The sequence below is a fragment of the Duganella violaceipulchra genome (assembly GCF_019166075.1).
GTDB classification, from domain to species: Bacteria; Pseudomonadota; Gammaproteobacteria; order Burkholderiales; family Burkholderiaceae_D; genus Rugamonas; species Rugamonas violaceipulchra.
Genome location: NZ_JAHTGR010000001.1, coordinates 81,983 through 101,845, shown reverse-complemented (window position 1 = coordinate 101,845; position 19,863 = coordinate 81,983). Strand labels below are relative to the sequence as shown.

17 protein-coding genes and 1 pseudogene are annotated in these 19,863 nt (G+C 65.2%); 11 read left to right on the top strand and 7 right to left on the bottom strand.

Annotation, left to right across the window (positions count from 1 at the left end; genetic code table 11):
* Positions 1–19: 19 nt before the first annotated feature.
* Positions 20–748, bottom strand: a complete 729-nt coding sequence (locus tag KVP70_RS00420; protein WP_217940055.1) for a transporter substrate-binding domain-containing protein — start codon at positions 746–748, stop codon at positions 20–22.
* On the bottom strand, positions 726–1,058 hold the full coding sequence (locus tag KVP70_RS00415) for a hypothetical protein (RefSeq protein WP_217940054.1): 333 nt from the start codon (positions 1,056–1,058) through the stop codon (positions 726–728). The genes KVP70_RS00420 and KVP70_RS00415 overlap by 23 nt, the downstream gene beginning before the upstream one ends.
* A gap of 122 nt (positions 1,059–1,180) precedes the next feature.
* On the opposite strand from KVP70_RS00415, the gene KVP70_RS00410 reads away from it, so the two are divergent.
* From KVP70_RS00410 to KVP70_RS00365, 11 genes and pseudogenes are all read left to right on the top strand, one after another.
* On the top strand, positions 1,181–1,861 hold the full coding sequence (locus KVP70_RS00410) for a phosphoribosylanthranilate isomerase (protein WP_217940053.1): 681 nt from the start codon (positions 1,181–1,183) through the stop codon (positions 1,859–1,861).
* Between the two features lie 24 nt (positions 1,862–1,885).
* Positions 1,886–2,536, top strand: coding sequence for a uracil phosphoribosyltransferase (upp, locus tag KVP70_RS00405; protein ID WP_229224494.1), 651 nt, complete (start codon positions 1,886–1,888; stop codon positions 2,534–2,536).
* Between the two features lie 9 nt (positions 2,537–2,545).
* Positions 2,546–3,454: an EamA family transporter gene (locus KVP70_RS00400; protein ID WP_229224493.1), complete on the top strand. Its 909-nt coding sequence runs from the start codon at positions 2,546–2,548 to the stop codon at positions 3,452–3,454.
* An 87-nt stretch (positions 3,455–3,541) separates the two neighbouring features.
* Positions 3,542–4,606: an alkene reductase gene (locus KVP70_RS00395; protein ID WP_307730245.1), complete on the top strand. Its 1,065-nt coding sequence runs from the start codon at positions 3,542–3,544 to the stop codon at positions 4,604–4,606.
* A 115-nt stretch (positions 4,607–4,721) separates the two neighbouring features.
* Positions 4,722–5,939: an efflux RND transporter periplasmic adaptor subunit gene (locus KVP70_RS00390; RefSeq protein WP_217940052.1), complete on the top strand. Its 1,218-nt coding sequence runs from the start codon at positions 4,722–4,724 to the stop codon at positions 5,937–5,939.
* Positions 5,939–9,121 (top strand): efflux RND transporter permease subunit, encoded by a 3,183-nt coding sequence (locus KVP70_RS00385; protein WP_217940051.1) that lies wholly within the window; start codon positions 5,939–5,941, stop codon positions 9,119–9,121. Before KVP70_RS00390 ends, KVP70_RS00385 begins: the two co-directional genes overlap by 1 nt.
* A complete protein-coding gene (locus tag KVP70_RS00380) occupies positions 9,118–10,563 on the top strand; it encodes an efflux transporter outer membrane subunit (RefSeq protein WP_217940050.1) in 1,446 nt (481 codons plus the stop codon). The genes KVP70_RS00385 and KVP70_RS00380 overlap by 4 nt, the downstream gene beginning before the upstream one ends.
* A 413-nt stretch (positions 10,564–10,976) precedes the next feature.
* Positions 10,977–12,281 (top strand): annotated as a pseudogene (locus KVP70_RS35620) (non-ribosomal peptide synthetase); the annotation flags it as partial.
* 141 nt (positions 12,282–12,422) lie between these two features.
* Positions 12,423–14,888 (top strand): thioesterase domain-containing protein, encoded by a 2,466-nt coding sequence (locus KVP70_RS35615; RefSeq protein WP_439897407.1) that lies wholly within the window; start codon positions 12,423–12,425, stop codon positions 14,886–14,888.
* Between the two features lie 11 nt (positions 14,889–14,899).
* Positions 14,900–15,124 carry a tautomerase family protein gene (locus KVP70_RS00370; protein WP_217940048.1) on the top strand — a complete coding sequence of 75 codons (225 nt, stop codon included), beginning with the start codon at positions 14,900–14,902 and terminating at the stop codon, positions 15,122–15,124.
* Positions 15,125–15,154: 30 nt separating this feature from the next.
* Positions 15,155–16,132, top strand: a complete 978-nt coding sequence (locus KVP70_RS00365; RefSeq protein ID WP_217940047.1) for a pseudouridine-5'-phosphate glycosidase — start codon at positions 15,155–15,157, stop codon at positions 16,130–16,132.
* A gap of 8 nt (positions 16,133–16,140) precedes the next feature.
* Here KVP70_RS00365 and KVP70_RS00360 read toward each other — a convergent pair whose 3' ends face one another.
* The 5 genes from KVP70_RS00360 to KVP70_RS00340 all read right to left on the bottom strand — a co-directional run bounded on the left by KVP70_RS00360 (position 16,141) and on the right by KVP70_RS00340 (position 19,847).
* Positions 16,141–16,899, bottom strand: coding sequence for an autoinducer binding domain-containing protein (locus KVP70_RS00360; RefSeq protein WP_217940046.1), 759 nt, complete (start codon positions 16,897–16,899; stop codon positions 16,141–16,143).
* Positions 16,900–17,143: 244 nt separating this feature from the next.
* Positions 17,144–17,470 (bottom strand): hypothetical protein, encoded by a 327-nt coding sequence (locus KVP70_RS34830; protein ID WP_217940045.1) that lies wholly within the window; start codon positions 17,468–17,470, stop codon positions 17,144–17,146.
* 36 nt (positions 17,471–17,506) lie between these two features.
* Entirely contained in the window at positions 17,507–18,088 is a 582-nt protein-coding gene (locus tag KVP70_RS00350) for an acyl-homoserine-lactone synthase (RefSeq protein ID WP_217940044.1), read from the bottom strand.
* Between the two features lie 130 nt (positions 18,089–18,218).
* Positions 18,219–18,956, bottom strand: a complete 738-nt coding sequence (locus tag KVP70_RS00345) for a 4'-phosphopantetheinyl transferase family protein (RefSeq protein WP_217940043.1) — start codon at positions 18,954–18,956, stop codon at positions 18,219–18,221.
* 84 nt (positions 18,957–19,040) lie between these two features.
* Positions 19,041–19,847 carry an oxidoreductase gene (locus KVP70_RS00340; protein WP_217940042.1) on the bottom strand — a complete coding sequence of 269 codons (807 nt, stop codon included), beginning with the start codon at positions 19,845–19,847 and terminating at the stop codon, positions 19,041–19,043.
* Positions 19,848–19,863: the final 16 nt, after the last annotated feature.

Sequence of the window (19,863 nt, the reverse complement as noted above, 5' to 3'; positions counted from 1 at the left end):
GGAAAGCGGGCGCGCCGGCTCAGGGGCCGCCGCGTTCCTCTATCCCGTATTTGAGCTTGAGCGCCTGCAACTGCGGGCGCTCGCGCCGCAAAAAAGCGTCGAATTCGGTCAATACCTCGACGTGGCGCAGGGTCGACAGGCTGAAGTCGCTGCGCGCGTGCGGCAGGCCCGGATCGAACACCAGGCCACCCGGCGTCTTCAGCTCCTCCGCCAGCAGATAGTTGGCGACATCGACATTGATGTACACGGCGTCGAGATGGTTGGCCAGCGCATGCCTGAGCAAGCCCTCGAAGCCGCTGCTGGTGCTGAGCGCGATGGCCTTGCTGTCGATCGCCGGCAGATAGGGCCAGGGGGTGAATCCCAGCACCGTGCCGAGCGACTTGATCTGGCGCAGCGCCCGCCCCTTGTTCTGGGGCAGGACCATCGCCCCCTCTTCCGAGGTGACCAGCGTCGCGCTGTAACGAATCCTGGCCGCGCCGCGCAGGTCCTCCCGCCATTTGGGATTGTCGGGGTATTTGAAGTCCAGCGTGCGCTCGTTCAGGAAGGCGACATACAGGCGGTTGACCGGCAAGGCTACATAACGGAAGGCATAGCCCTTTTCCTTGGCGAACATGTCCAGTACTTCGCGCGCGAAGCCGCCGAAGGCATTGCCATTGCTGGTCGTATGCAGGGGGTAGTACTGCAGGTCCTCAACCCCGATCGTGTAGCTTTTGAGCGGCGCAACGTCAGCCGCGGCGGCGCCGGTCATGGCGACCGCCAACAGGGAGGTCAGCACCCGGCTCACCCGTGCTGTGATTGCATGCCTCAAGCCTGGCCCCCTTGGCATCGCCCAAGTATTTGCGATAGATCGCGTCGAAGCGGCCGGTCTCCGTCAATTGCTTGAGTCCCGGGATGAAATCATGCCTGCGTGAATGTTTACTTTTACTCCGATTTTTAATGCCGATCAATATGCCAAGGGCAATTTTGGAAAATTTCAACGGCAGGCGGCGCTCGCCGCCACCGCCGAAACCGGCCCTTTCCGGTGTCAACCTAACAGCTTTGCTAGTGATATCAAACACCTATTTTTGATTTAATGCTTCCCAACGCGACGCACTTCGAGACCGATAAACGGCGAGGCGGCGACAGCGCGCATAGAGCGTATTCAATCATTTTCCCCACCCACCAAGAAAGACGAACCACCATGAAAAACCTAGTTCAAGTCGCCGGTATCATCGATGCTGAAGAAGCCAAACTGTTGTCCGCCGAGGGCGTGGACTGGCTGGGCTTCCCGCTGCGTCTGCCATCGGGCAAGGACGACATCTCCGAGTCGGCCGCGATCAAGATCATTTCCACCCTGAACACCCCACAAGCGGGCGTGCTGATCAGCTACCTGACCGACGCCGACGAAGTCAGCGCCTTCTGCACCGAACTGGGCGTGACGGCGGTGCAGCTGCACGGCGACGTCGAGGTCGAACAGCTGCGCAAGCTGAAGGCCAAGCGTCCCGACCTGTATGTGCTGAAGAGCCTGGTTGTGCGCGAGGACAACGCCGAGGAACTGCTGGCGCTGGTCGACCAGTGCGCCGACGCGGTCGACATGTTCATCACCGACACCTACAACCCGGCCACCGGCGCCAAGGGCGCGACCGGCCTGACCCATGACTGGTCGGTCAGCGCCGAGCTGGTGCGCCGCTCGCCCAAGCCGCTGATGCTGGCCGGCGGCCTGACCCCGGACAACGTCGCCGCCGCCATCCGCCAGGTGCGTCCGGCCGCCGTCGACGCCCACACCGGTCTGGAAGGCCCGAACGGCCGCAAGGACCTGGAGAAGACCCGCCGCTTCGTGGCCGAGGCCCGCCGCGCGTTCAACGACATCGAGGCCGCGTAAGCGGCGCGGAAAGGAGGGCCAGTCATGTTCAATGCATCTGCCGTTCACGTTTTGCCGCAAACCAACCAGTTGCGCGCGCTGCATTCCATCATCCGCGACAAGAGCGCCAGCCAGGAGGACTTCGTGTTCTATTCGAACCGGATCATCCGGCAATTGCTGGAAACCGGCATGAACCTGCTGCCTTTCCAACCGCGCCAGGTGACCACGCCGATCGGCGCCAGCTACGACGGCCTGCAACTGGCCGTCAAGCTGTGCGGCGTCTCGGTGATACGGGCCGGGGAAAGCATGGAGCCGGAATTGCGGGCCATGTATCCGGGCTTGCGCATGGGCAAGATCCTGATCCAGCGCGACAAGGAAACCAAGCTGCCCGACCTGCTGTACTCGCATCTGCCGCCGGATATCGGCGAACGTCATGTGCTGCTGCTGGAGCCGATGCTGGCCACCGGCGGTTCGGCCCTGGCGGCGATCGATGTCTTGCTGAAAGCCGGGGTGCCGGAGCAGCACATCATCTTCGTCAACCTGCTGGCGGCGCCGGTCGGCCTGCGGCGCCTGCTCGAAGCCCACCCCAAACTGCGCGTGGTCACCGCCTCGGTCGAGCAGGAACTGACCGAGCAGGCCTACATGATCCCCGGCATCGGCGACTTCGGCGACCGCTATTTCGGCACCGCGCGCTAGGAGAAGATGATGAAAAAGCACACATTGATGTTCGATTCGCTGCTGACCGCGCTCGCTCCGGCCATCTGGGGCAGCACGTATCTGATCACAACCGAACTGCTGCCACCGGGTAGGCCACTGCTGGCCGCGGTGCTGCGAGCATTGCCCGCCGGCCTGATTTTGCTTGCGATCGGTCGCAAGCTGCCGGCGGGCGCGTGGTGGTGGAGGGCGTTGGTACTGGGCGTGCTGAACATCGGTGCGTTCTTTTACTGCCTGTTCGTCGCCGCCTACCACCTGCCGGGCGGGGTGGCGGCGCTGGTGATGTCGATCCAGCCGATGATCGTGCTGCTGCTGGGGCTGGGCCTGTTGGGCGAGCGGATACGTCCGGCCCAGGTGCTGGCCTGCGTGGTGGGCGCGCTCGGGATCGCGCTGCTGGTGCTGAAACCGGCCGCCAGGCTGGACGGCATCGGCATCGTGGCCGGGCTGGCCGGCGCCACCTGCATGGCGGCCGGCATCGTGCTGACCAAGCGCTGGGGCCGTCCGGAGGGGGTGAGCGTGCTCAACTTCACCGGCTGGCAACTGGTGGTGGGCGGCGCCGTGCTGGTGCCGGTCGCCGCGTTCACCGAGGGCATGCCGCCCGCGCTGACCGGCGCCAACTGGCTGGGTTTCGCCTACCTGGGCATCGTCGGCGCGCTGTTCGCCTACATGGTCTGGTTCCGCGGCATTCAGCGTTTGCCAGCCTTGACGGTGTCCTTCCTGTCCTTCGCCAGCCCTTTGATGGCCGCTTTGCTGGGATACGTTTTCCTCGGCCAAAGCTTCAGTCTGACGCAAATGCTGGGCGCGGCCGCGGTGATCGCCGCCGTGGTGATCGTGCAACCGCGCCGGCCGGCGGCGCCCGCCGCGCGGGTCGCTGGCCTGGCCAGGGCGCCGGCTAAATAAACGGTCCCAGCCGCACCAACCGGAGGCGGGCCGGCGCCATGCGCCGCGCCTTCCTTCTTTACTTACCAATCTACGCAGGGAAGAATCATGAAAAAAATGTTTGAGCCCATTTCCTTAGGTGATATCGCCCTGGCAAACCGGTTTGTCATGGCCCCGATGACGCGCAACCGCGCCACCGAAGCCGGCCTGGCCACCGAATTGATGGCGACCTACTATGCGCAGCGCGCCAGCGCCGGCCTGATCATCTCGGAAGGCATACAGCCGAGCCAGGTGGGCCAGGGCTTCAGCGGCACGCCCGGACTGCATACCCCTGAACAAGTCGAATCCTGGAAGATGGTCACCGGCGCCGTGCACCAGGCCGGCGGGCGCATCGTCGCCCAGTTGATGCATGCCGGCCGCATCGGCCATCCGGCGCTGTATCCCAGCGCGCACCTGCCGGTGGCGCCGTCGGCCATTGCCGCCGAGGGCAAGACCTACACCCGCGACGGCATGCTGGACTACCCCACGCCGATCGCGCTGACCAAGAGCGAGATCGCCCGCACCGTCGACGACTTCGCCACCGCGGCGCTCAACGCCATCGCGGCCGGCTTCGACGGCGTCGAGATCCATGGCGGCAACGGCTTCCTGCTGCACCAGTTCATGGCGGCCAACACCAATCAACGCGGCGACGACTACGGCGGCAGCCTGGCCGCGCGCGTCAGGCTTGCGGTCGAAGTGGCGCAGGCGGTGACCGCCGCCATCGGCGCCGGCCGCACCGGCATGCGCATCTCGCCGTCCAACCCCTACAACGACATCGCCGAGGGTGATTCGCTGGCGCTGTACCGCGAACTGGTGTCGCGCCTGCCGGACCTGGCCTTCCTGCACGTCATGGAAGCCTATTGCCGCGAGCAGACCCTGGCGGTGCGCGAGAACTGGCGCGGCGCGCTGATCCTCAACCCGCACGCCAGCGCCGACGACGGCGCCGTGTCCGGCGCGGTCGCCGACGCGGTGGTGGACGAGGACCTGGCCGACGCCGTGGTGTTCGGCGCGCTGTTCCTGGCCAACCCGGACCTGCCGGCCCGCATCCTGGCCGGCGGCCCGTTCAACGTGGTGGATCAAGCCACCCTGTACGGCGGCGACCAGCGCGGCTACACCGACTATCCGTCGCTGTAGGCGCTGCCGCCGCAAGGCATTCGTCTCAAGCGGAAGCGGGCGGCGCGCACGATTTTTTGCCCGACAGGCCGGCGCCGTCCCTTCCACCCGTTTTCAATACTACAAAGGAACTCGTATGAAACCAACTACTGTGAACACGCTGGCGCGTCCGCTGGTGGCCGCCCTGGCGCTGGCCGGTATGGCGGTCCTGGGCCTGTCTGGCTGCGACAAGGCGGTGGGCAAGCCACAGGAAAGCGAAGCCGGCGCGCCGCCCATCACGGCCGCGGCCGTGCTGGAACGCGCGGTGGCCGACACCCAGGAATTCTCCGGCCGCCTGGAGGCGGTGGAGCGGGTCGAGATCCGTCCCCGCGTGGGCGGCTTCATCACGGCCGTCAACTTCAAACCGGGCAGCGAGGTACGCAAAGGCGACGTGCTGTTCGTGATCGACCCACGGCCGTTCCAGGCCGAGGCCAATCGCGCCGAGGCGGCCGCCAATTCGGCCCGCGCCAAGGCCGCGCTGGCCAAGCTGGAACTGGCGCGCGCCGAGCTGCTGCTGGCCGACAAGGCCATCCCGCAGCGCGAACTCGACGAGAAGGCCTCGGGCGTGAAGGAACTGGACGCCGACGCGCGCGCCGCCCAGGCCAGCTCCGAGGCCGCGCGCTTGAACCTGAACTATAGCCAGGTGGTCGCGCCGATCAGCGGCCGCGTGTCGAAGGCGGAGATCACCGTCGGCAACCTGGTCGACAGCAGCGCGGTGCTGACCTCGGTGGTCTCGACCAGTTCGATCTACGCCAGCTTCGATGGCGACGAGGACACCTATCTGCGCGTCGGCCGCCTGGCCCAGCGCGGCGGCGCGGTGGCGGTGCGGGTCGGGCTGGCCAACGAGACCGGCTTCCCGCACGAGGGCAAGCTCGAGTTCGTCGACAACCGGCTCGATACCGGCACCGGCAGCGTGCGCATGCGCGCCACCTTCGCCAACGCCGACCACAGCCTGGCGCCCGGCCTGTTCGCGCGGGTGCAGCTGGGCGGCGACGAGTCGGCGCCGTCCAAGGTGGCGCTGATCGACGAGCGCGCCATCGGCACCGACCAGGACCGCAAGTACGTCTTCGTGGTGGGCGCCGACGGCAAGGCCGAATACCGCCAGGTCCTGCTGGGCCGCCCGGTCGATGGCTTGCGCGTGGTGCGCCAGGGCCTGAAGGCGGGCGAAAAAATCGTCGTCAACGGCTTGCAGCGGGTGCGTCCGGGCGCGCCGGTCTCGGCCACGCTGGTGGCGATGGACGCCGGCCGGGCAGCGGCCGCCGGCAAGGTCGCCGCAGCCGCAGCCCCTGCGGCCGCCTCAACCAAGGAACAATAATGAACATCTCACGCTTCTTCATCGACCGGCCGATTTTCGCGGCCGTGCTGTCGATCATGATCTTCGTGGCTGGACTGCTGGCCATCTTCAAGCTGCCCGTCTCCGAATATCCGGACGTGGTGCCGCCGTCGGTGGTGGTGCGGGCCCAGTACCCCGGCGCCAACCCCAAGGTGATCGCCGAAACCGTGGCCGCGCCGCTGGAGGAACAGGTCAACGGCGTCGAGAACATGCTGTACATGTCCTCGCAGGCGACCGCCGACGGCGCGCTGGCGCTGACCGTCACCTTCAAGGTCGGTACCAACGTCGAGCAGGCCGAGACCCAGGTGCAGAACCGGGTCCAGCGCGCCTTGCCGCGCCTGCCGGAGGAGGTGCGCCAGATCGGCGTCACCACCGTCAAGAGTTCGCCGAACATGACCATGGTGGTGCACCTGTCGTCGCCCAACGGCCGCTACGACGATGTCTACCTGCGCAACTACGCGGTGCTCAACATCAAGGACCAGCTGGCCCGCATCGCCGGCATGGGCGAAACCGTGCTGCTGGGCGCCGGCGACTACGCCATGCGGGTCTGGCTCGATCCGCAGAAGGTGGCGGCGCGCGGCATGACGGCCGGCGACGTGGTCGGCGCGATCCGCGAACAGAACGTGCAGGTGGCGGCCGGCGTGATCGGCGCCTCGCCGTCGAAGGGCTCGGAGTTCCAGCTGACCGTGAACACCCAGGGCCGCTTGCAGACGGTGGAGGAGTTCGGCAACATCATCGTGCGCACCGGCGCCGACGGCGCGCTGACCCTGCTCAAGGACGTGGCGCGGGTCGAACTGGGTTCCAACTCCTACGCGCTGCGCTCGCTGCTGGACAATAAGTCGGCGGTGGCGATCGCCATCTTCGAGGCCCCCGGCGCCAACGCGCTGGAACTGTCGGCCAATGTGCGCGCCAAAATGGCGGAGCTGAAAAAGGACTTCCCGGAAGGCGTGGAGTACAGCGTGGTGTACGACCCGACCCAGTTCGTGCGCGAGTCGATCAAGGCCGTGATCCACACCCTGCTGGAGGCGGTGGCGCTGGTGGTGGTGGTGGTGATCGTGTTCCTGCAAACCTGGCGCGCCTCCATCATCCCGCTGCTGGCGGTGCCGGTCTCTATCATCGGCACCTTCGCCGTGATGCTGGGCCTGGGCTTTTCGATCAACACGCTGTCGCTGTTCGGACTGGTGCTGGCGATCGGCATCGTGGTCGATGACGCCATCGTGGTGGTGGAGAACGTCGAGCGCAACATCGGCGCCGGCCTGACGCCGCGCGACGCCACCGTGCAGGCGATGCGTGAGGTTAGCGGACCGATCATCGCCATCGCCCTGGTGCTGTGCGCGGTGTTCGTGCCGATCGCCTTCGTGTCCGGCCTGTCCGGCCAGTTCTACCGCCAGTTCGCGCTGACCATCGCGATCTCCACCGTGATCTCGGCCATCAGTTCGCTGACCCTGTCGCCGGCGCTGGCGGCCACGCTGCTGAAACCGCACGACGCGCCCAAGGACGCGCTGACCCGCGCCATGGACCAGCTGTTCGGCCGCTTCTTCGCCGGCTTCAACCGCTTCTTCGGCCGCGCCTCGATCAGGTACGAGGGCGGCGTCAAGGGCGTGTTGGGCCGCAAGACCCTGGCCGTGGCGGTCTACGCGCTGTTGACCGTGTGCGCCGTGTTCGTGTTCAAGTCGGTGCCCAGCGGCTTCGTGCCCTCGCAGGACAAGCAATACCTGGTGGGCTTCGCCCAGCTGCCGGACGGCGCCTCGCTGGACCGCACCGACGCCGTGCTGAACCGCATGTCCGACATCGCGCTGACCGTGCCTGGCGTCGAGTCGACCAATGCCTTTCCCGGCCTGTCGATCAACGGCTTCACCAACGCCTCCAACGCCGGCATCGTGTTCTTCCCGCTCAAACCGTTCGAGCAGCGCACCAGCGCCGACTTGTCCGGCGGCGCCATCGCCCAGGAGATCAACAAGCGCATGGGCGCCGTGCAGGACGCCTTTGTGATGGTATTCCCGCCGCCGCCGGTCAGCGGCCTGGGCACCATCGGCGGCTTCAAGCTGATGGTGGAGGACCGCGGCAACGTCGGCTACGACGAACTGCACAAGGCGGTGCAGGCCTTGCAGAACAAGGCCTGGCAGTCGAAGGAGTTGTCCGGCGTGTTCACCAACTTCCAGATCAACGTGCCGCAGCTGTTCGCCGACGTCGACCGCAGCAAGGCCAAGCAGCTGGGCGTGCCGCTGCAGACGATCTACCAGACCCTGCAGATCAACCTGGGTTCGCTGTATGTGAACGACTTCAACCAGTTTGGCCGTACCTACCAGGTGCGGGTGCAGGCCGACGCGCCGTTCCGTTCGCACGCCCAGGACATCGCCCACCTGAAGGTGCGCAACGACAAGGGGGAGATGATCCCGCTGTCGTCGCTGATGCGGGTCAGGGACAGCTACGGTCCGGGCCAGGTGCAGCGCTACAACGCCTATGTCGCGGCCGACATCAACGGCGCCCCGGCGCCGGGCGTGTCGTCCGGCCAGGCCCGCGCCGCGCTGGAGAAGATTGCCGCCGAAACGCTGCCCAAGGGCGTGACCTTCGAATGGACTGACCTGACCTACCAGGAGATCCTGGCCGGTAACACCATGGTGCTGGTCTTCCCACTGTGCGTGCTGCTGGTGTTCCTGGTGCTGGCCGCGCAGTACGAAAGCTGGACCCTGCCGCTGGCGGTGATCCTGATCGTGCCGATGTCCATCCTGTGCGCGCTGATCGGCGTCAAGCTGAGCGGGGGCGACAACAACATCTTCACCCAGATCGCGCTGTTCGTGCTGGTGGGGCTGGCGTCGAAGAACGCGATCCTGATCGTGGAATTCGCCCGCGAGCTGGAGCACCACGGCCGCAGCATCGTGCAGGCCGCGCTGGAATCGTGCCGCTTGCGCCTGCGTCCGATCCTGATGACGTCGATCGCCTTCATCATGGGCGTGCTGCCCCTGGTGTTCTCGCACGGCGCCGGCTCCGAGATGCGCCATGCGATGGGGGTGGCGGTGTTTGGCGGCATGCTGGGGGTGACCTTCTTCGGCCTGTTCCTGACGCCGGTGTTCTACGTCCTGCTGCGCAGCTTCGCCCGGCGGTTTGAAAAGTCGAGTGCCGCGACCCTGGTGGCGGCGAAACTGGAAGGGAGCGTGCAATGAAGCGCCGCATACAACAAAGTGTACCTCTGCTGGCGGCCGTGCTGCTGAGCGCCTGCGCCGCGCCGCAACTGAGCGCGCCCGTGCTGGACGTGCCGGCCGGCTTCAAGGAAGCGGCGACGCCGCAGCGCGCCGCCGACGGCAGCCGCTGGCAAGCGGCCCGCCCGGCCGAGACCCAGGCCCGTGGATTGTGGTGGCTGGCCTTTAACGACCGGGTGCTCAACGGCCTGATCGACGACGCCACCACCGCCAACGCAAATCTGGCGGTGGCTGCGGCCAGGGTCAGGCAGGCGCGCGCCTTGGCCGGCGTGGCCGAGGCGGACCGTGGCGTGCAGCTGGACGCCCAGCTGGGCGCGCAGCGCGGCCGGGCCGCCAACCATGCGCTGGGCCTGCCGTCCGGCGCGCCCGTCGGCGTCGGCAACACCTGGCAGGCCAAGCTGGCCGCCAGCTACGAGCTCGACCTGTTCGGTCGGGTCGCCTCCAGCGTCAGCGCGGCCCAGGCCGACGCGGCGGCCAGCGAGGCGACCTATCGCTCGGTGCTGCTGGCCTTGCAGGCGGACGTGGCGCAGACCTATTTCAGGCTGCGCGCGACGGACGCTGAGCTGGCGACGCTGGATCAGACGGTGCGCCTGCGCGAGCAAAACGTGCAGGTCAACCAGCGCCGCTTCGACCTGGGCGAGCTGGGAGAGTTCGACCTGGCCCGCGCCAAGACCGAGCTGGCGACCTCGCGCGCCGAGGCGATCGGCTTGCTGCGCCAGCGCGTCGGCGATGAACACGCGCTGGCGGTCTTGCTGGGCAAGCCGGCCGCCAGTTTCGCCTTCGCGGTGCAGCCCCTGGCGGAAGGCGGCGCGGTGCCGGCGATACCGGCGGGCCTGCCCTCGGCGCTGCTGGAGCGCCGGCCCGACATCACCGCCGCCCAGCGGGCGATGGTGGCGGCCAACGCCCGCATCGGCCTGGCCCGGTCGGCCATGTTCCCGGCGTTGGCGCTGACCGGCGCCGGGGGCGGCGAGTCCGACACCTTGTCCGGTCTGTTCAAGTGGGACGCCCGCAGCTGGGTGGTGGGGGCGCTGATGTCGATGCCGCTGATCGACGGCGGCCGCAACAAGGCCAACATCGCCCGCAGCGAGGCGGCGCTGGACGAGTCGGTGGCCAGTTATCGGCAGAGCGTGCTGGTGGCGTTCGCCGAGGTGGAGGACAACCTGGCCGGCCTGCGCATCCTGGCCGGGCAGGGCGAGCAGCTGGACGCCGCCGTGCTGTCGGCGCGGCGCTCCGCCGAGCTGGCGCAAAAGCTCTACCAGGCCGGCCGTTCCAGCTATCTGGACTTGCTCGACGCGCAGCGCAACCTCGCCAGCGTGGAACGCAACGCCGTGCAGCTGCGCGGTAGCCGCTATGTGTCGACGGTGGCCCTGATCCGCTCGCTGGGTGGCGGTTGGACCGTGCAATAAGTTTGTATCGGCGCGGCGTCCGCCCGGACGCCGCGCCTCATCTCCCATACACCTCGGGCGTTCGCCCTGGTCGTCGCTGTCGAACCTCCTGTTAATTCATCCCCGTTAAAACATTATTTCGGCTTGGTATTTATGCGTCTTAATTTAATTATTTATATTGAATAAATTATGCACAATGTTTATTTGCTCTACCTGACTGTATTGATAGTGATGCAGATTGTTATTTTTTGATTTAATGGATTCCGCTAATCAGACATTAATCAACGAGACCGGAAGTATTTATCTCGATGGGCGCAAGATATTGATTTGCAAAGGAACTACCATATTTTTGGCACGCCGGTGCAGCGTTGGGCTGACGGCTATTTGGTTTTAAGATTTAACGATTGATAACAAGCTACTGGCTAAAGGTGAATATGAATACCATTACTAATGTGAATAAACTGGACCAAGGCAAGTGCCTGCCCGATCTGCTGTGGGAACAGGTGCGCACGCGTCCGGATCAAGCCGCGGTAATATGCGGTCAACAACGCCTGAGCTTCCGTGAACTGGCGCAGAACAGCGCCATCCTGGCGGCCTATCTGCGCCATCTGGGCGTGGTTGGCGACGCCTGCATCGGCATCTTCGTCGAACCTTCGCTGGAACTGATGACCGGCGTATGGGGTATCCTGCTGGCCGGCGGCGCCTACCTGCCGTTGTCGCCGGAATATCCGGAGGAGCGTCTGCGCTACATGGTCGAGGATGCCCGCGTCGACGTCGTGTTCGCCCAGGAAGAGTTGAAGGGACGCCTGGCCCGCCTGGCGCCGGAGGGAACCCGCATCGTCACCATGGAAGACGCGCTGGCCCACCACGTGGCCCGTGGCCGCACGGTGGCGCACGCCGCGCAGCAACAACATGAGCCTGTGCGTCCGCACAACCTGGCCTACATCATCTACACCTCGGGCAGCACCGGCAAACCGAAAGGGGTGATGATCGAGCATCACAGCATCGTCAGCCAGATGGGCTGGCTGCAGGACGCCTACCAGCTGGACCATCAGCGCGTGGTGCTGCAAAAAACCCCGATGAGCTTTGACGCGGCCCAGTGGGAAATCCTGGCGCCGGCCTGCGGCAGTACGGTGGTGGTGGGCGCGCCCGGCATCTACCGCGATCCCGAGGCGCTGGTCGACACCATCCTGGCACAGAAGGTCACCACCCTGCAGTGCGTGCCGACCCTGCTGCAAGCGCTGCTCGACAGCGATCGCTTCCAGGACTGCCAGTCGCTGACGCAGATCTTCAGCGGCGGCGAAATCCTGTCCAAGCATCTGGCGCAGCAATGCCTGGAGACCATGGCCAATTGCGAACTGATCAACCTGTACGGCCCAACCGAGTGCACCATCAATTCCTCGTCCTACCAGGTGCTGCGCAACACGGTGGCCGCCGGCCCGAACGCGATCTCGATCGGCGCACCGGTGCGCGACACCCAGTACTACATCCTGGACAGCAAGATGGAGCTGGTCAAACCGGGCGAGATCGGTGAGTTGTATATCGGCGGCGTGCAGCTGGCGCGCGGCTATCTGCACCGGCCCGACCTGACGGCCGAGCGCTTCGTCGACAATCCACTGGCGCCGGCCGGCCGCGGCGACCGGCTGTACCGCACCGGCGACCTGGGCGTCTGGAATGCCGACGGCACGGTGCAGTTCTCCGGCCGCGCCGACAACCAGGTCAAGCTGCGCGGCTTCCGCGTCGAACTGGACGAGATCCGGCTGGCGATCGAGGACCATGACTGGGTCAAGAACGCGGCCTTGCTGATCCGGAACGACAGCCGCACCGGCTTCCAGAACCTGATCGCCTGCATCGAACTCAATCCGCGCGAGGCGGCCTTGATGGACCAGGGCAAGCATGGTGCGCACCACCAGTCCAAGAAGAGCAAGCTGCAGGTCAAGGCCCAGCTGTCCAACGTCGGCTGCCGCGACGCCGCCGACCTGGCCGCGCGCGTCACCGTCGAGCTGCCCGGCAAGCAGGCCAGCGCGGCGCAGCGCCGGCGCGTGTTCGCCCGCAAGACCTATCGCTACTTCGAGGGCGGCCCGGTCAACCGCGACGACCTGGTGCAACTGCTGGCCGGCCCACAGGCGCCCGCCGCAGCGCGCAGCCTGGACAGCCTGGGCTTCGCCGAATTCGGCGAGATCGTGCGCAACTTCGGCCAGTTCGCCAGCGACGAACGCCTGCTGCCCAAATACGGCTATGCCTCGCCCGGCGCGCTGTACGCGACCCAGATGTATTTCGAGCTGGGCGGAATCGGCGGCCTGCGCCACGGTCTGTACTACTACCATCCGGTGCACCACCAGCTGGCGCTGATCAGTGAACTGCCTGGCGAATCCGGCGGCCGCATCAAGCTGCACTTCATCGGCAAGAAGAGCGCGATCGAACCGGTCTACAAGAACAACATCCAGGAAGTGCTGGAGATGGAAACCGGCCACATGCTGGGGCTGTTCGACCAGATCCTGCCGGCGCACCAGCTGGCCATCGATGGCGGCACGTTCCAGCCCGAGGTGAAGGCGCAGCTGGCGTGCGCGGACGAGGATTACTACCTCGGCAGCTTTGAACTGGTGTCGGCGGCGCAGCAGGACGCGCGGCCGAAGCAGGGCATGGATATCTACGTCCAGGCACATGGCGACAAGGTGGCCGGACTGCCAGGCGGACTATACCGCTACCACGACGGCGGCTTCGAAGCTGTGTCCGACCAGCTGATCGAGAAGAAGCATGTGATCGCGATCAACCAGCAGGTGTACGAGCGCGCCAGCTTCGGCGTGTCGCTGATCAGCCGCGACGAGCGCGACTGGATGCAGTTCATCGCGCTGGGCCGCAAGCTGCAGCACTTGCAGATGAATGGCTGCCAGCTGGGCTTCATGGCGTCCGGCTACAGCTCGAAAACCGGCAACGACCTGCCGTCGGCCAAGCGCGTTGCCGCCATCCTGGCGCATCGCGGCGGAATCCAGGGACAGTTCTACTTCGCCCTGGGCGGGCGCATCAGCGAAGAGCAGATCGCCAGCGAGGGCATGAAGGAGGACGCCATCCACATGCAGGGGCCGGCCGAGATCATCAAGGAGGACCTGTTGAACCTGCTGCCGAACTACATGATGCCCAACAAGATCATCGTGATGGACCGGCTGCCGCAGACGGCCAACGGCAAGATCGACCACAAGGCGCTGGCGGCGTCCGAGCAGGCCAACGCCGAGGCGAGCGACAAGCCCTTCGTGGCGCCGCGCACGCCGACCGAGCTGCGCATCGGCGAGATCTGGAGAAAGGCCATGAAGTGGGACGCGGTCTCGGTGCATGACGACTTCTTTGAATCGGGCGGCAATTCGCTGATCGCGGTGCGCTTGATCAACCACATCAACAAGGCCTTCGGCTCGTCGCTGCCGCTGCAGCTGCTGTTCGAGGCCACCACCATCGAGAAGCTGGCCGCCAAGGTCGACGAGGGGCAGGGCAATCAGCTGTCGCGACTGGTGCTGCTGGCCAAGGGCGGCAACCGCAAGGCCATCTATTGCTGGCCGGGCCTGGGGGGCTACCCGATGAATTTGCGACTGCTGGCGCAGCAGGTCGACAGCGACCATCCGTTCTACGGCGTGCAAGCGCATGGCATCAACCGCGACGAGGTGGCCTACGCCACCATCGCCCGGATGGCGGCGGAGGATATCCAGGCCATCAAGCGGGTGCAGCCGCACGGGCCCTACACCTTATGGGGCTATTCCTTCGGCGCGCGGGTGGCGTTCGAGGTGGCCTACCAGCTGGAGCAGGGCGGCGAGGTGATCGATGACCTGTACCTGATCGCGCCGGGTTCGCCCAAGCTGCGCGCCCAGGACGCGGCCGTGCATGGCAACGCGCCGAGCTACGACAATCCGGCCTTCGTCACCATCCTGTACTCGGTGTTCACCCACAGCATCAGCGGACCGGGCCTGGCCGAATGCCTGAAGGTGGCCAAGGACAAGCACAGCTTCGCCGCCTTCATCTGCGCGCGGATACGCAGCCTGGACCAGGACCTGGTGGAACGCATCATCGACATCGTCTGCCAGACCTACGAGTTCAAGTACACCTTCCACGAGCTGGCCGAGCGCCGGATACGCGCGCCGCTGACCATCTTCAAGGCCGACGGCGACGACTATTCCTTCATCGAGAACAGCGCCGGCTTCTCGGAAGTGGAACCGGACGTGATCAACCTGGAGGCCGATCACTACAGCATGCTCAAGCTGCCCGGCATCGAGGAACTGGTGTCCGTGATCCATGCCCGACTGGGTGTCGCGCCGGGACGCAAAGTGGCCGAGGACGCCTCGGAACTGGCCGCCAGCTAAGGAGCGCAACCATGCCGCACATCAACATCAAGCACTTCCAGGTCGAGTTGAGCGCGGCCCAGAAAACGGAACTGGTCCAGGCGCTGAGCAGCATCGTGCAACAGACGTTTGCTTGTCCGGACGGCGCCATCTCCATTGCACTGGAGCCGGTCGCGCCGGAGGAGTGGCGCCAGCGGGTGTATCACCCGGAACTGGAGCTGCGCAAGGAATTGTTGTGCAAGATCCCGAATTACTGAATACCCAACCCAAACTACACAAGGAAGATTATGAACGCAGCAAACACGACTATCCACGCACCATCGAGCGGCGCGCCGCATGGCATCGAACTGGTGTTCGCCGACGAGGTGGCCGAAGCCCTGGCCACCGGCAAGGCGGTGGTGGCGCTGGAATCGAATGTGATCACCCACGGCCTCGATTATCCGGACAACGTGGCCACCTCGCGCCTGGTGGAGGCGGCGGTGCGGCGCGGCGGCGCGGTGCCGGCCACCATCGGCATCGAGGACGGCCGCATCCTGATCGGCATGAGCGAGGCCAGCATCGACCGCTTCGCGCAAACCCAGGGCATCCCCAAGGTGAGCAGCCGCGATCTGCCCTTTGTGCTGGCCCAGGGCGGCATGGGCGCCACCACGGTGGCCTCGTCGCTGGTGGCGGCGGAGCTGGCCGGCATCGCCTACTTCGCCTCGGCCGGCATCGGCGGCGTGCACCGCGGGGCCGAGAAAAGCATGGACATCTCGTCCGACCTGATCCAGTTCACCCGCTCCAAGGTGGCGGTGGTGTGCGCCGGCGCCAAGAATATTCTCGACCTGGGGCTGACGCTGGAATTCCTGGAAACCCATTGCGTGCCGGTGGTGTCCTACCAGTTCGATGATTTCCCTGCCTTCTATTGCCGCTCCAGCGGCCACGCCAGCCCGCACCGCCTGGATGCGCCGCGGGATATCGCCCGCGCCGTCGAGCTGCATTGGGCGCTGGGCAATCACAGCTCGCTGCTGATCACCAGCCCCACGCGGGAGGAGGACGCCATCGACAGCGAGGTGATCGAGGCGGTGATCGCTCGCGCCGTGCTCGCCGCCGAGCAGGACGGCATCCGCGGCAACGCGCTGACCAAGCATCTGATGCGCGCGGTGGACCGGGTCACGGACGGGCGCTCGGCCAAGGCCAATATGGCGGTGCTGATCAACACGGCCGAGGTGGCCGGACGGATCGCCGCGGCCCACGCCGCGCTGCGCGCCCAGGCCCTGGCCTGAGCGGCGTCTCATGGCAAGGCGATCAGGCCCAGCCGGATCGCCTTGATGACGACGTCGCTGCGGCGGTTGACACCGAACTTGGTGCGCAGGTTGCAGATGTGGAAGTTGACGCCGGCCTCGGAGATGCTCAGGATGCGGCCGATCTCCCAGGTGGTCTTGCCGGCCGCGATCCAGCGCAGACAGTCGAGTTCGCGCACCGTCAGCACCGGCGCCTCTTCCTCGACCTTGGGCGCGATGTGGGCGATGATGGCGTCGACCGCGACATCGCGCAGCAAGCTCAGTTGGCCCAGCGTCTGGCCCAGGTCGCGCTGGAAGGCGTGGGCGGAGCTGTCGTCGCGCACGCAGGTGAGCATGCCGACCTCGCCGTTCAGGCCATGGATCGGCAGGGTCACGCCGGAATGCAGGCCGAATGAGGTGGCTTCCTCCAGCATGCCTTGCTGGGCCGCGCTGTGGAACGATTCAGGTTTCCAGACGAACGGCGACATCGACTTGAAGCAGTGCACCACGGTCGGATCGTTGGCCCGCAGGTTGTTTTTTTCGTAGTGCTCGCGCCAGGCTTGCGGGTAGGTGCTGTGCAAATACAGATCCTTGCTGCCATTGCTGGTCTGGGCGGTGACGGCGAACAGCAGGCGTTCGAATCCCAGGTCCCGCACGGCCTGTTCAACATGGGACATCGCCTCCGCGCTGGAGCTGGCCTCCATGATCGGCCCAAAGTTGGCCAGCCCCTTGGTGACGCTTTCGCCGCTGCTTGACAAGTTATCGTCCATAAATTCCTTAATGAGCGTGTTTGGCATTGCTGGCTGTGAGCGTCCGCTGCGTGCTAAGGCTTAGGGCGCCGTGTTCATGGCTGGGCATGCATGGCGTTGAAATGGTGATGAGTTGTTGCCAACTTATGCCCATGGCATAAATTGTTAAGAAATTATAATTGAAGTTTTAGCATTCTGCTGCCGAGCACGCCTCCGCCACCGGTGGGCCGGTGGCGGAGGGGCTTGCACACTCGACAGATTGATGCTAGCGCGGCAGCGGTAGCCGGGGCGGTCCGGACCGTTCCTGCGGCGCCTGCGTCACATCGACCTCGTTTTCAAAGTTGGGCGAATTGACGCGCTCCAGATCATCGTCGTTGATGATTTCCAGCAGATGCAGGCGGGTCAGCATCAATACCGGAAACGGTATCGTGCCGCCGCGCTCGAAGCGGCTGCCGCAGGACTGGCTGACGCCGAAGCGCTGCCAGAACTGGGTCTGGTTTTCGCCCAGGATGTAGCGCAGGTCGCGGATCAGCGCCGTATCGCGCGGCGTGATGCGGAACACCGCGTTTTTGTAAAATGGCAATATGCTCATACTCTCTCCCTCCGGTGTGACGGTACTGGCGACCGCTTAGTGGAAAGTATCGAACAGCGCGGTATGGGTCTTCTGGCCCAGGTGGATTTCCAGCGCCACCGCGTCCTCGACGCCGACCCGGATCGGTGGACCGAAGCGCGTCATCTCGATGCCGGCATGGCGCAGCAGGCGTTCGATCGCGGTGGTGGTCACCGTCACGTATTTCGCGATGCCGTTTTCATCGGCGAAACGCACCACTTCGCGCATCGCGTTCATCGCATGTTCGGCGAAGCCGAAGCTGCTGTCGCGGCCACTCTCGATGGCGAAGCGGCTCAGTTCCCATACCTGTTCGTCCTCGGGCGCCTGTTTGCCATGCAGCAGTTCCGGGAAGGTATCCTTGAGCATGTAGGGGCCGGTGGTCGGCAGCAAACGCCAGCAGCCGCAGAAACGTTGGGTGTCGTCGCGTATCATCATGTAGTAGGGATCGAGGGCGTCGTAGCCGTCGACTTCCATGCCGCCCAGCACCGCCACTTCCCAGCCCAGCCGGCCCTGGAACACCTTGGCGCGCAACTGGTAGATGCTGCGCAGGTCGATGGTTTTGAAGCTGTCACGTGCACCTATTTGTATCATTGAAGCCATGTCTATCTCCTGAGTCGTCTATCGGTTAAAAGGGTTATGCGATGTGCTTACTTTATGCGAAGGGACTAGGCCGAGGAACTAGTAAACAAGATAGGAAATGGCTTGGGAACTGCTAGGTAGTTGCTAGGTTTTAGAAGGATAGTGACTGCGCGGAGCGGGCCGGTGGGGAGGGGGAATTGTGTGCTGCCAGTACGATTCCGGTGAGGACGTTGGTCGCGTCCAAGTGCATGTGGCCCGACAGTGGAAAGCCTGCCGCCAAGCGCGCCGTCAGCGGCGCAGTCAGGCGCGCGCTCCAGCTGCCGGCAGCTGGCTCCAGGCTGACCAGTTCGGCGGCCTCGAAGCCGAAATAGCGGCCTACCTGCGGATACAGGGCTTTGAAAATACTTTCCTTGAGCGAAAAGCAAAGCGATACCAAGGTGGGCAAGTCCAGCCCGGCGGCGCGGCCCAGCGCCAGTTCCGTTTCGTTGATGATCATGGGGGCGAATTCGGCGGCCTGGCGGGCGTCCATGATCGCTTCCAGATCGATGCCCACCCCGTCTACCGACGAGGCCACCACGGCGATGGCCTGTTGCCGGGTATGCGTGATCGCGCCACGCCAGCCTGGCGGCCAGAGTGGCTCCCGGTTCGGCCCCACCGCGACCTGGTGTCCCGTCTGGCCGGCGCGGGCCAGGGCGCGGGCGGCGCAATAGCGTCCGGCCAGGAACTCCGCCTGGCGCTTGACCACCCAGCCCTGCAGGCCGGGCGGCTGGGCGAGCCGGAAATGCGCGAACAGGTCCGGCGTGTAGCGGTCGGCCTGATAGCGGCAACGGTAAAGTTCCATTCCCGGCAGGATAAGGCTGGAGTCGAGATCTTCGTATTCGATAAACATGTGATGGCGAAAGGTGGGCATTTGTTGATTTGGATCAATGTTATGCGAATTGCACTGTTTTCACAAGCACGGTGCAGCGCAGGTTCAAGCCAGCCCAAATGTCTTTCTCAGGTTGGAGTCGACCGGTCCGGCAGGCATAAAGCGGCGCAATTTACTCAACAGCGACGCCTCTCCGGCCGGCGTGCGGCGCATACGCCAGGGACCCAGCGCCGCCTTCACTATCGTATTGGCCACCCCGGAAGGGTCGGGTGCGCTGCTGACGGTCCGGGCGACAGTGCGCGCGGCCAGATCGCGTTCGCGACCATAGGCCGGGATTCTGGAACTGGCCTGGGGTGAGTTGGCGTCCAGATTGGTCTTGGTAAAGGACGGCGCGACCAGCGTGACGCGGATGCCGAACTGGCGCACCTCATGGTCCAGGCTTTCGGACAGGCCCTCCACCGCGTGCTTGGAGGCCGAATACAAGCCCATGTACGGCGCCGGCAGAAAACCGAGCACCGAGCTGACGTTGATGATTCTTCCCTGGCGCTGTGTTCGCATGTGCGGCAGCACGGCTTGGGTCGTGCGCAAGATGCTCAATACATTGGTGTCGAACAGTGAGGCGGCCTCGCTGGTGGAGGTTTCCTCCACCGCGCCGATCAGGTTCATGCCCGCGTTATTGACCAGGACGTCGATGCGGCCAGCCTGGCCGACGACCAACTGGATTCCACGTTGAACAGACGCTTCGTCGCGCACATCCATCGCGATGAGCGTGACGCCAGGCAGCGGCTGGGTGTTGGCGATACTGCGCACGGTGCCGAACACCTGGCATCCCTGCCTGGTGAATTCTTCTGCGGCGGCACGTCCGATACCCGATGACACGCCGGTGATAACGACAACAGTAGATTTCGACATGGAAAATCCTTTCGAT

Excerpts from the sequence above, each read along its gene's own strand:
- KVP70_RS00340 (WP_217940042.1), bottom strand. The coding sequence starts at position 19,847 with ATGTCGAAATCTACTGTTGTCGTTATCACCGGCGTGTCATCGGGTATC.
- KVP70_RS00400 (WP_229224493.1), top strand. The coding sequence starts at position 2,546 with ATGAAAAAGCACACATTGATGTTCGATTCGCTGCTGACCGCGCTCGCT.
- KVP70_RS00365 (WP_217940047.1), top strand. The coding sequence starts at position 15,155 with ATGAACGCAGCAAACACGACTATCCACGCACCATCGAGCGGCGCGCCG.
- KVP70_RS00420 (WP_217940055.1), bottom strand. The coding sequence starts at position 748 with ATGACCGGCGCCGCCGCGGCTGACGTTGCGCCGCTCAAAAGCTACACG.
- KVP70_RS00390 (WP_217940052.1), top strand. The coding sequence starts at position 4,722 with ATGAAACCAACTACTGTGAACACGCTGGCGCGTCCGCTGGTGGCCGCC.
- KVP70_RS00350 (WP_217940044.1), bottom strand. The coding sequence starts at position 18,088 with ATGGCTTCAATGATACAAATAGGTGCACGTGACAGCTTCAAAACCATC.
- KVP70_RS35615 (WP_439897407.1), top strand. The coding sequence starts at position 12,423 with ATGGACCAGGGCAAGCATGGTGCGCACCACCAGTCCAAGAAGAGCAAG.
- KVP70_RS00385 (WP_217940051.1), top strand. The coding sequence starts at position 5,939 with ATGAACATCTCACGCTTCTTCATCGACCGGCCGATTTTCGCGGCCGTG.
- KVP70_RS00360 (WP_217940046.1), bottom strand. The coding sequence starts at position 16,899 with ATGGACGATAACTTGTCAAGCAGCGGCGAAAGCGTCACCAAGGGGCTG.
- KVP70_RS00380 (WP_217940050.1), top strand. The coding sequence starts at position 9,118 with ATGAAGCGCCGCATACAACAAAGTGTACCTCTGCTGGCGGCCGTGCTG.
- KVP70_RS00410 (WP_217940053.1), top strand. The coding sequence starts at position 1,181 with ATGAAAAACCTAGTTCAAGTCGCCGGTATCATCGATGCTGAAGAAGCC.
- KVP70_RS00395 (WP_307730245.1), top strand. The coding sequence starts at position 3,542 with ATGAAAAAAATGTTTGAGCCCATTTCCTTAGGTGATATCGCCCTGGCA.
- KVP70_RS00370 (WP_217940048.1), top strand. The coding sequence starts at position 14,900 with ATGCCGCACATCAACATCAAGCACTTCCAGGTCGAGTTGAGCGCGGCC.
- KVP70_RS00345 (WP_217940043.1), bottom strand. The coding sequence starts at position 18,956 with ATGTTTATCGAATACGAAGATCTCGACTCCAGCCTTATCCTGCCGGGA.
- upp (WP_229224494.1), top strand. The coding sequence starts at position 1,886 with ATGTTCAATGCATCTGCCGTTCACGTTTTGCCGCAAACCAACCAGTTG.
- KVP70_RS34830 (WP_217940045.1), bottom strand. The coding sequence starts at position 17,470 with ATGAGCATATTGCCATTTTACAAAAACGCGGTGTTCCGCATCACGCCG.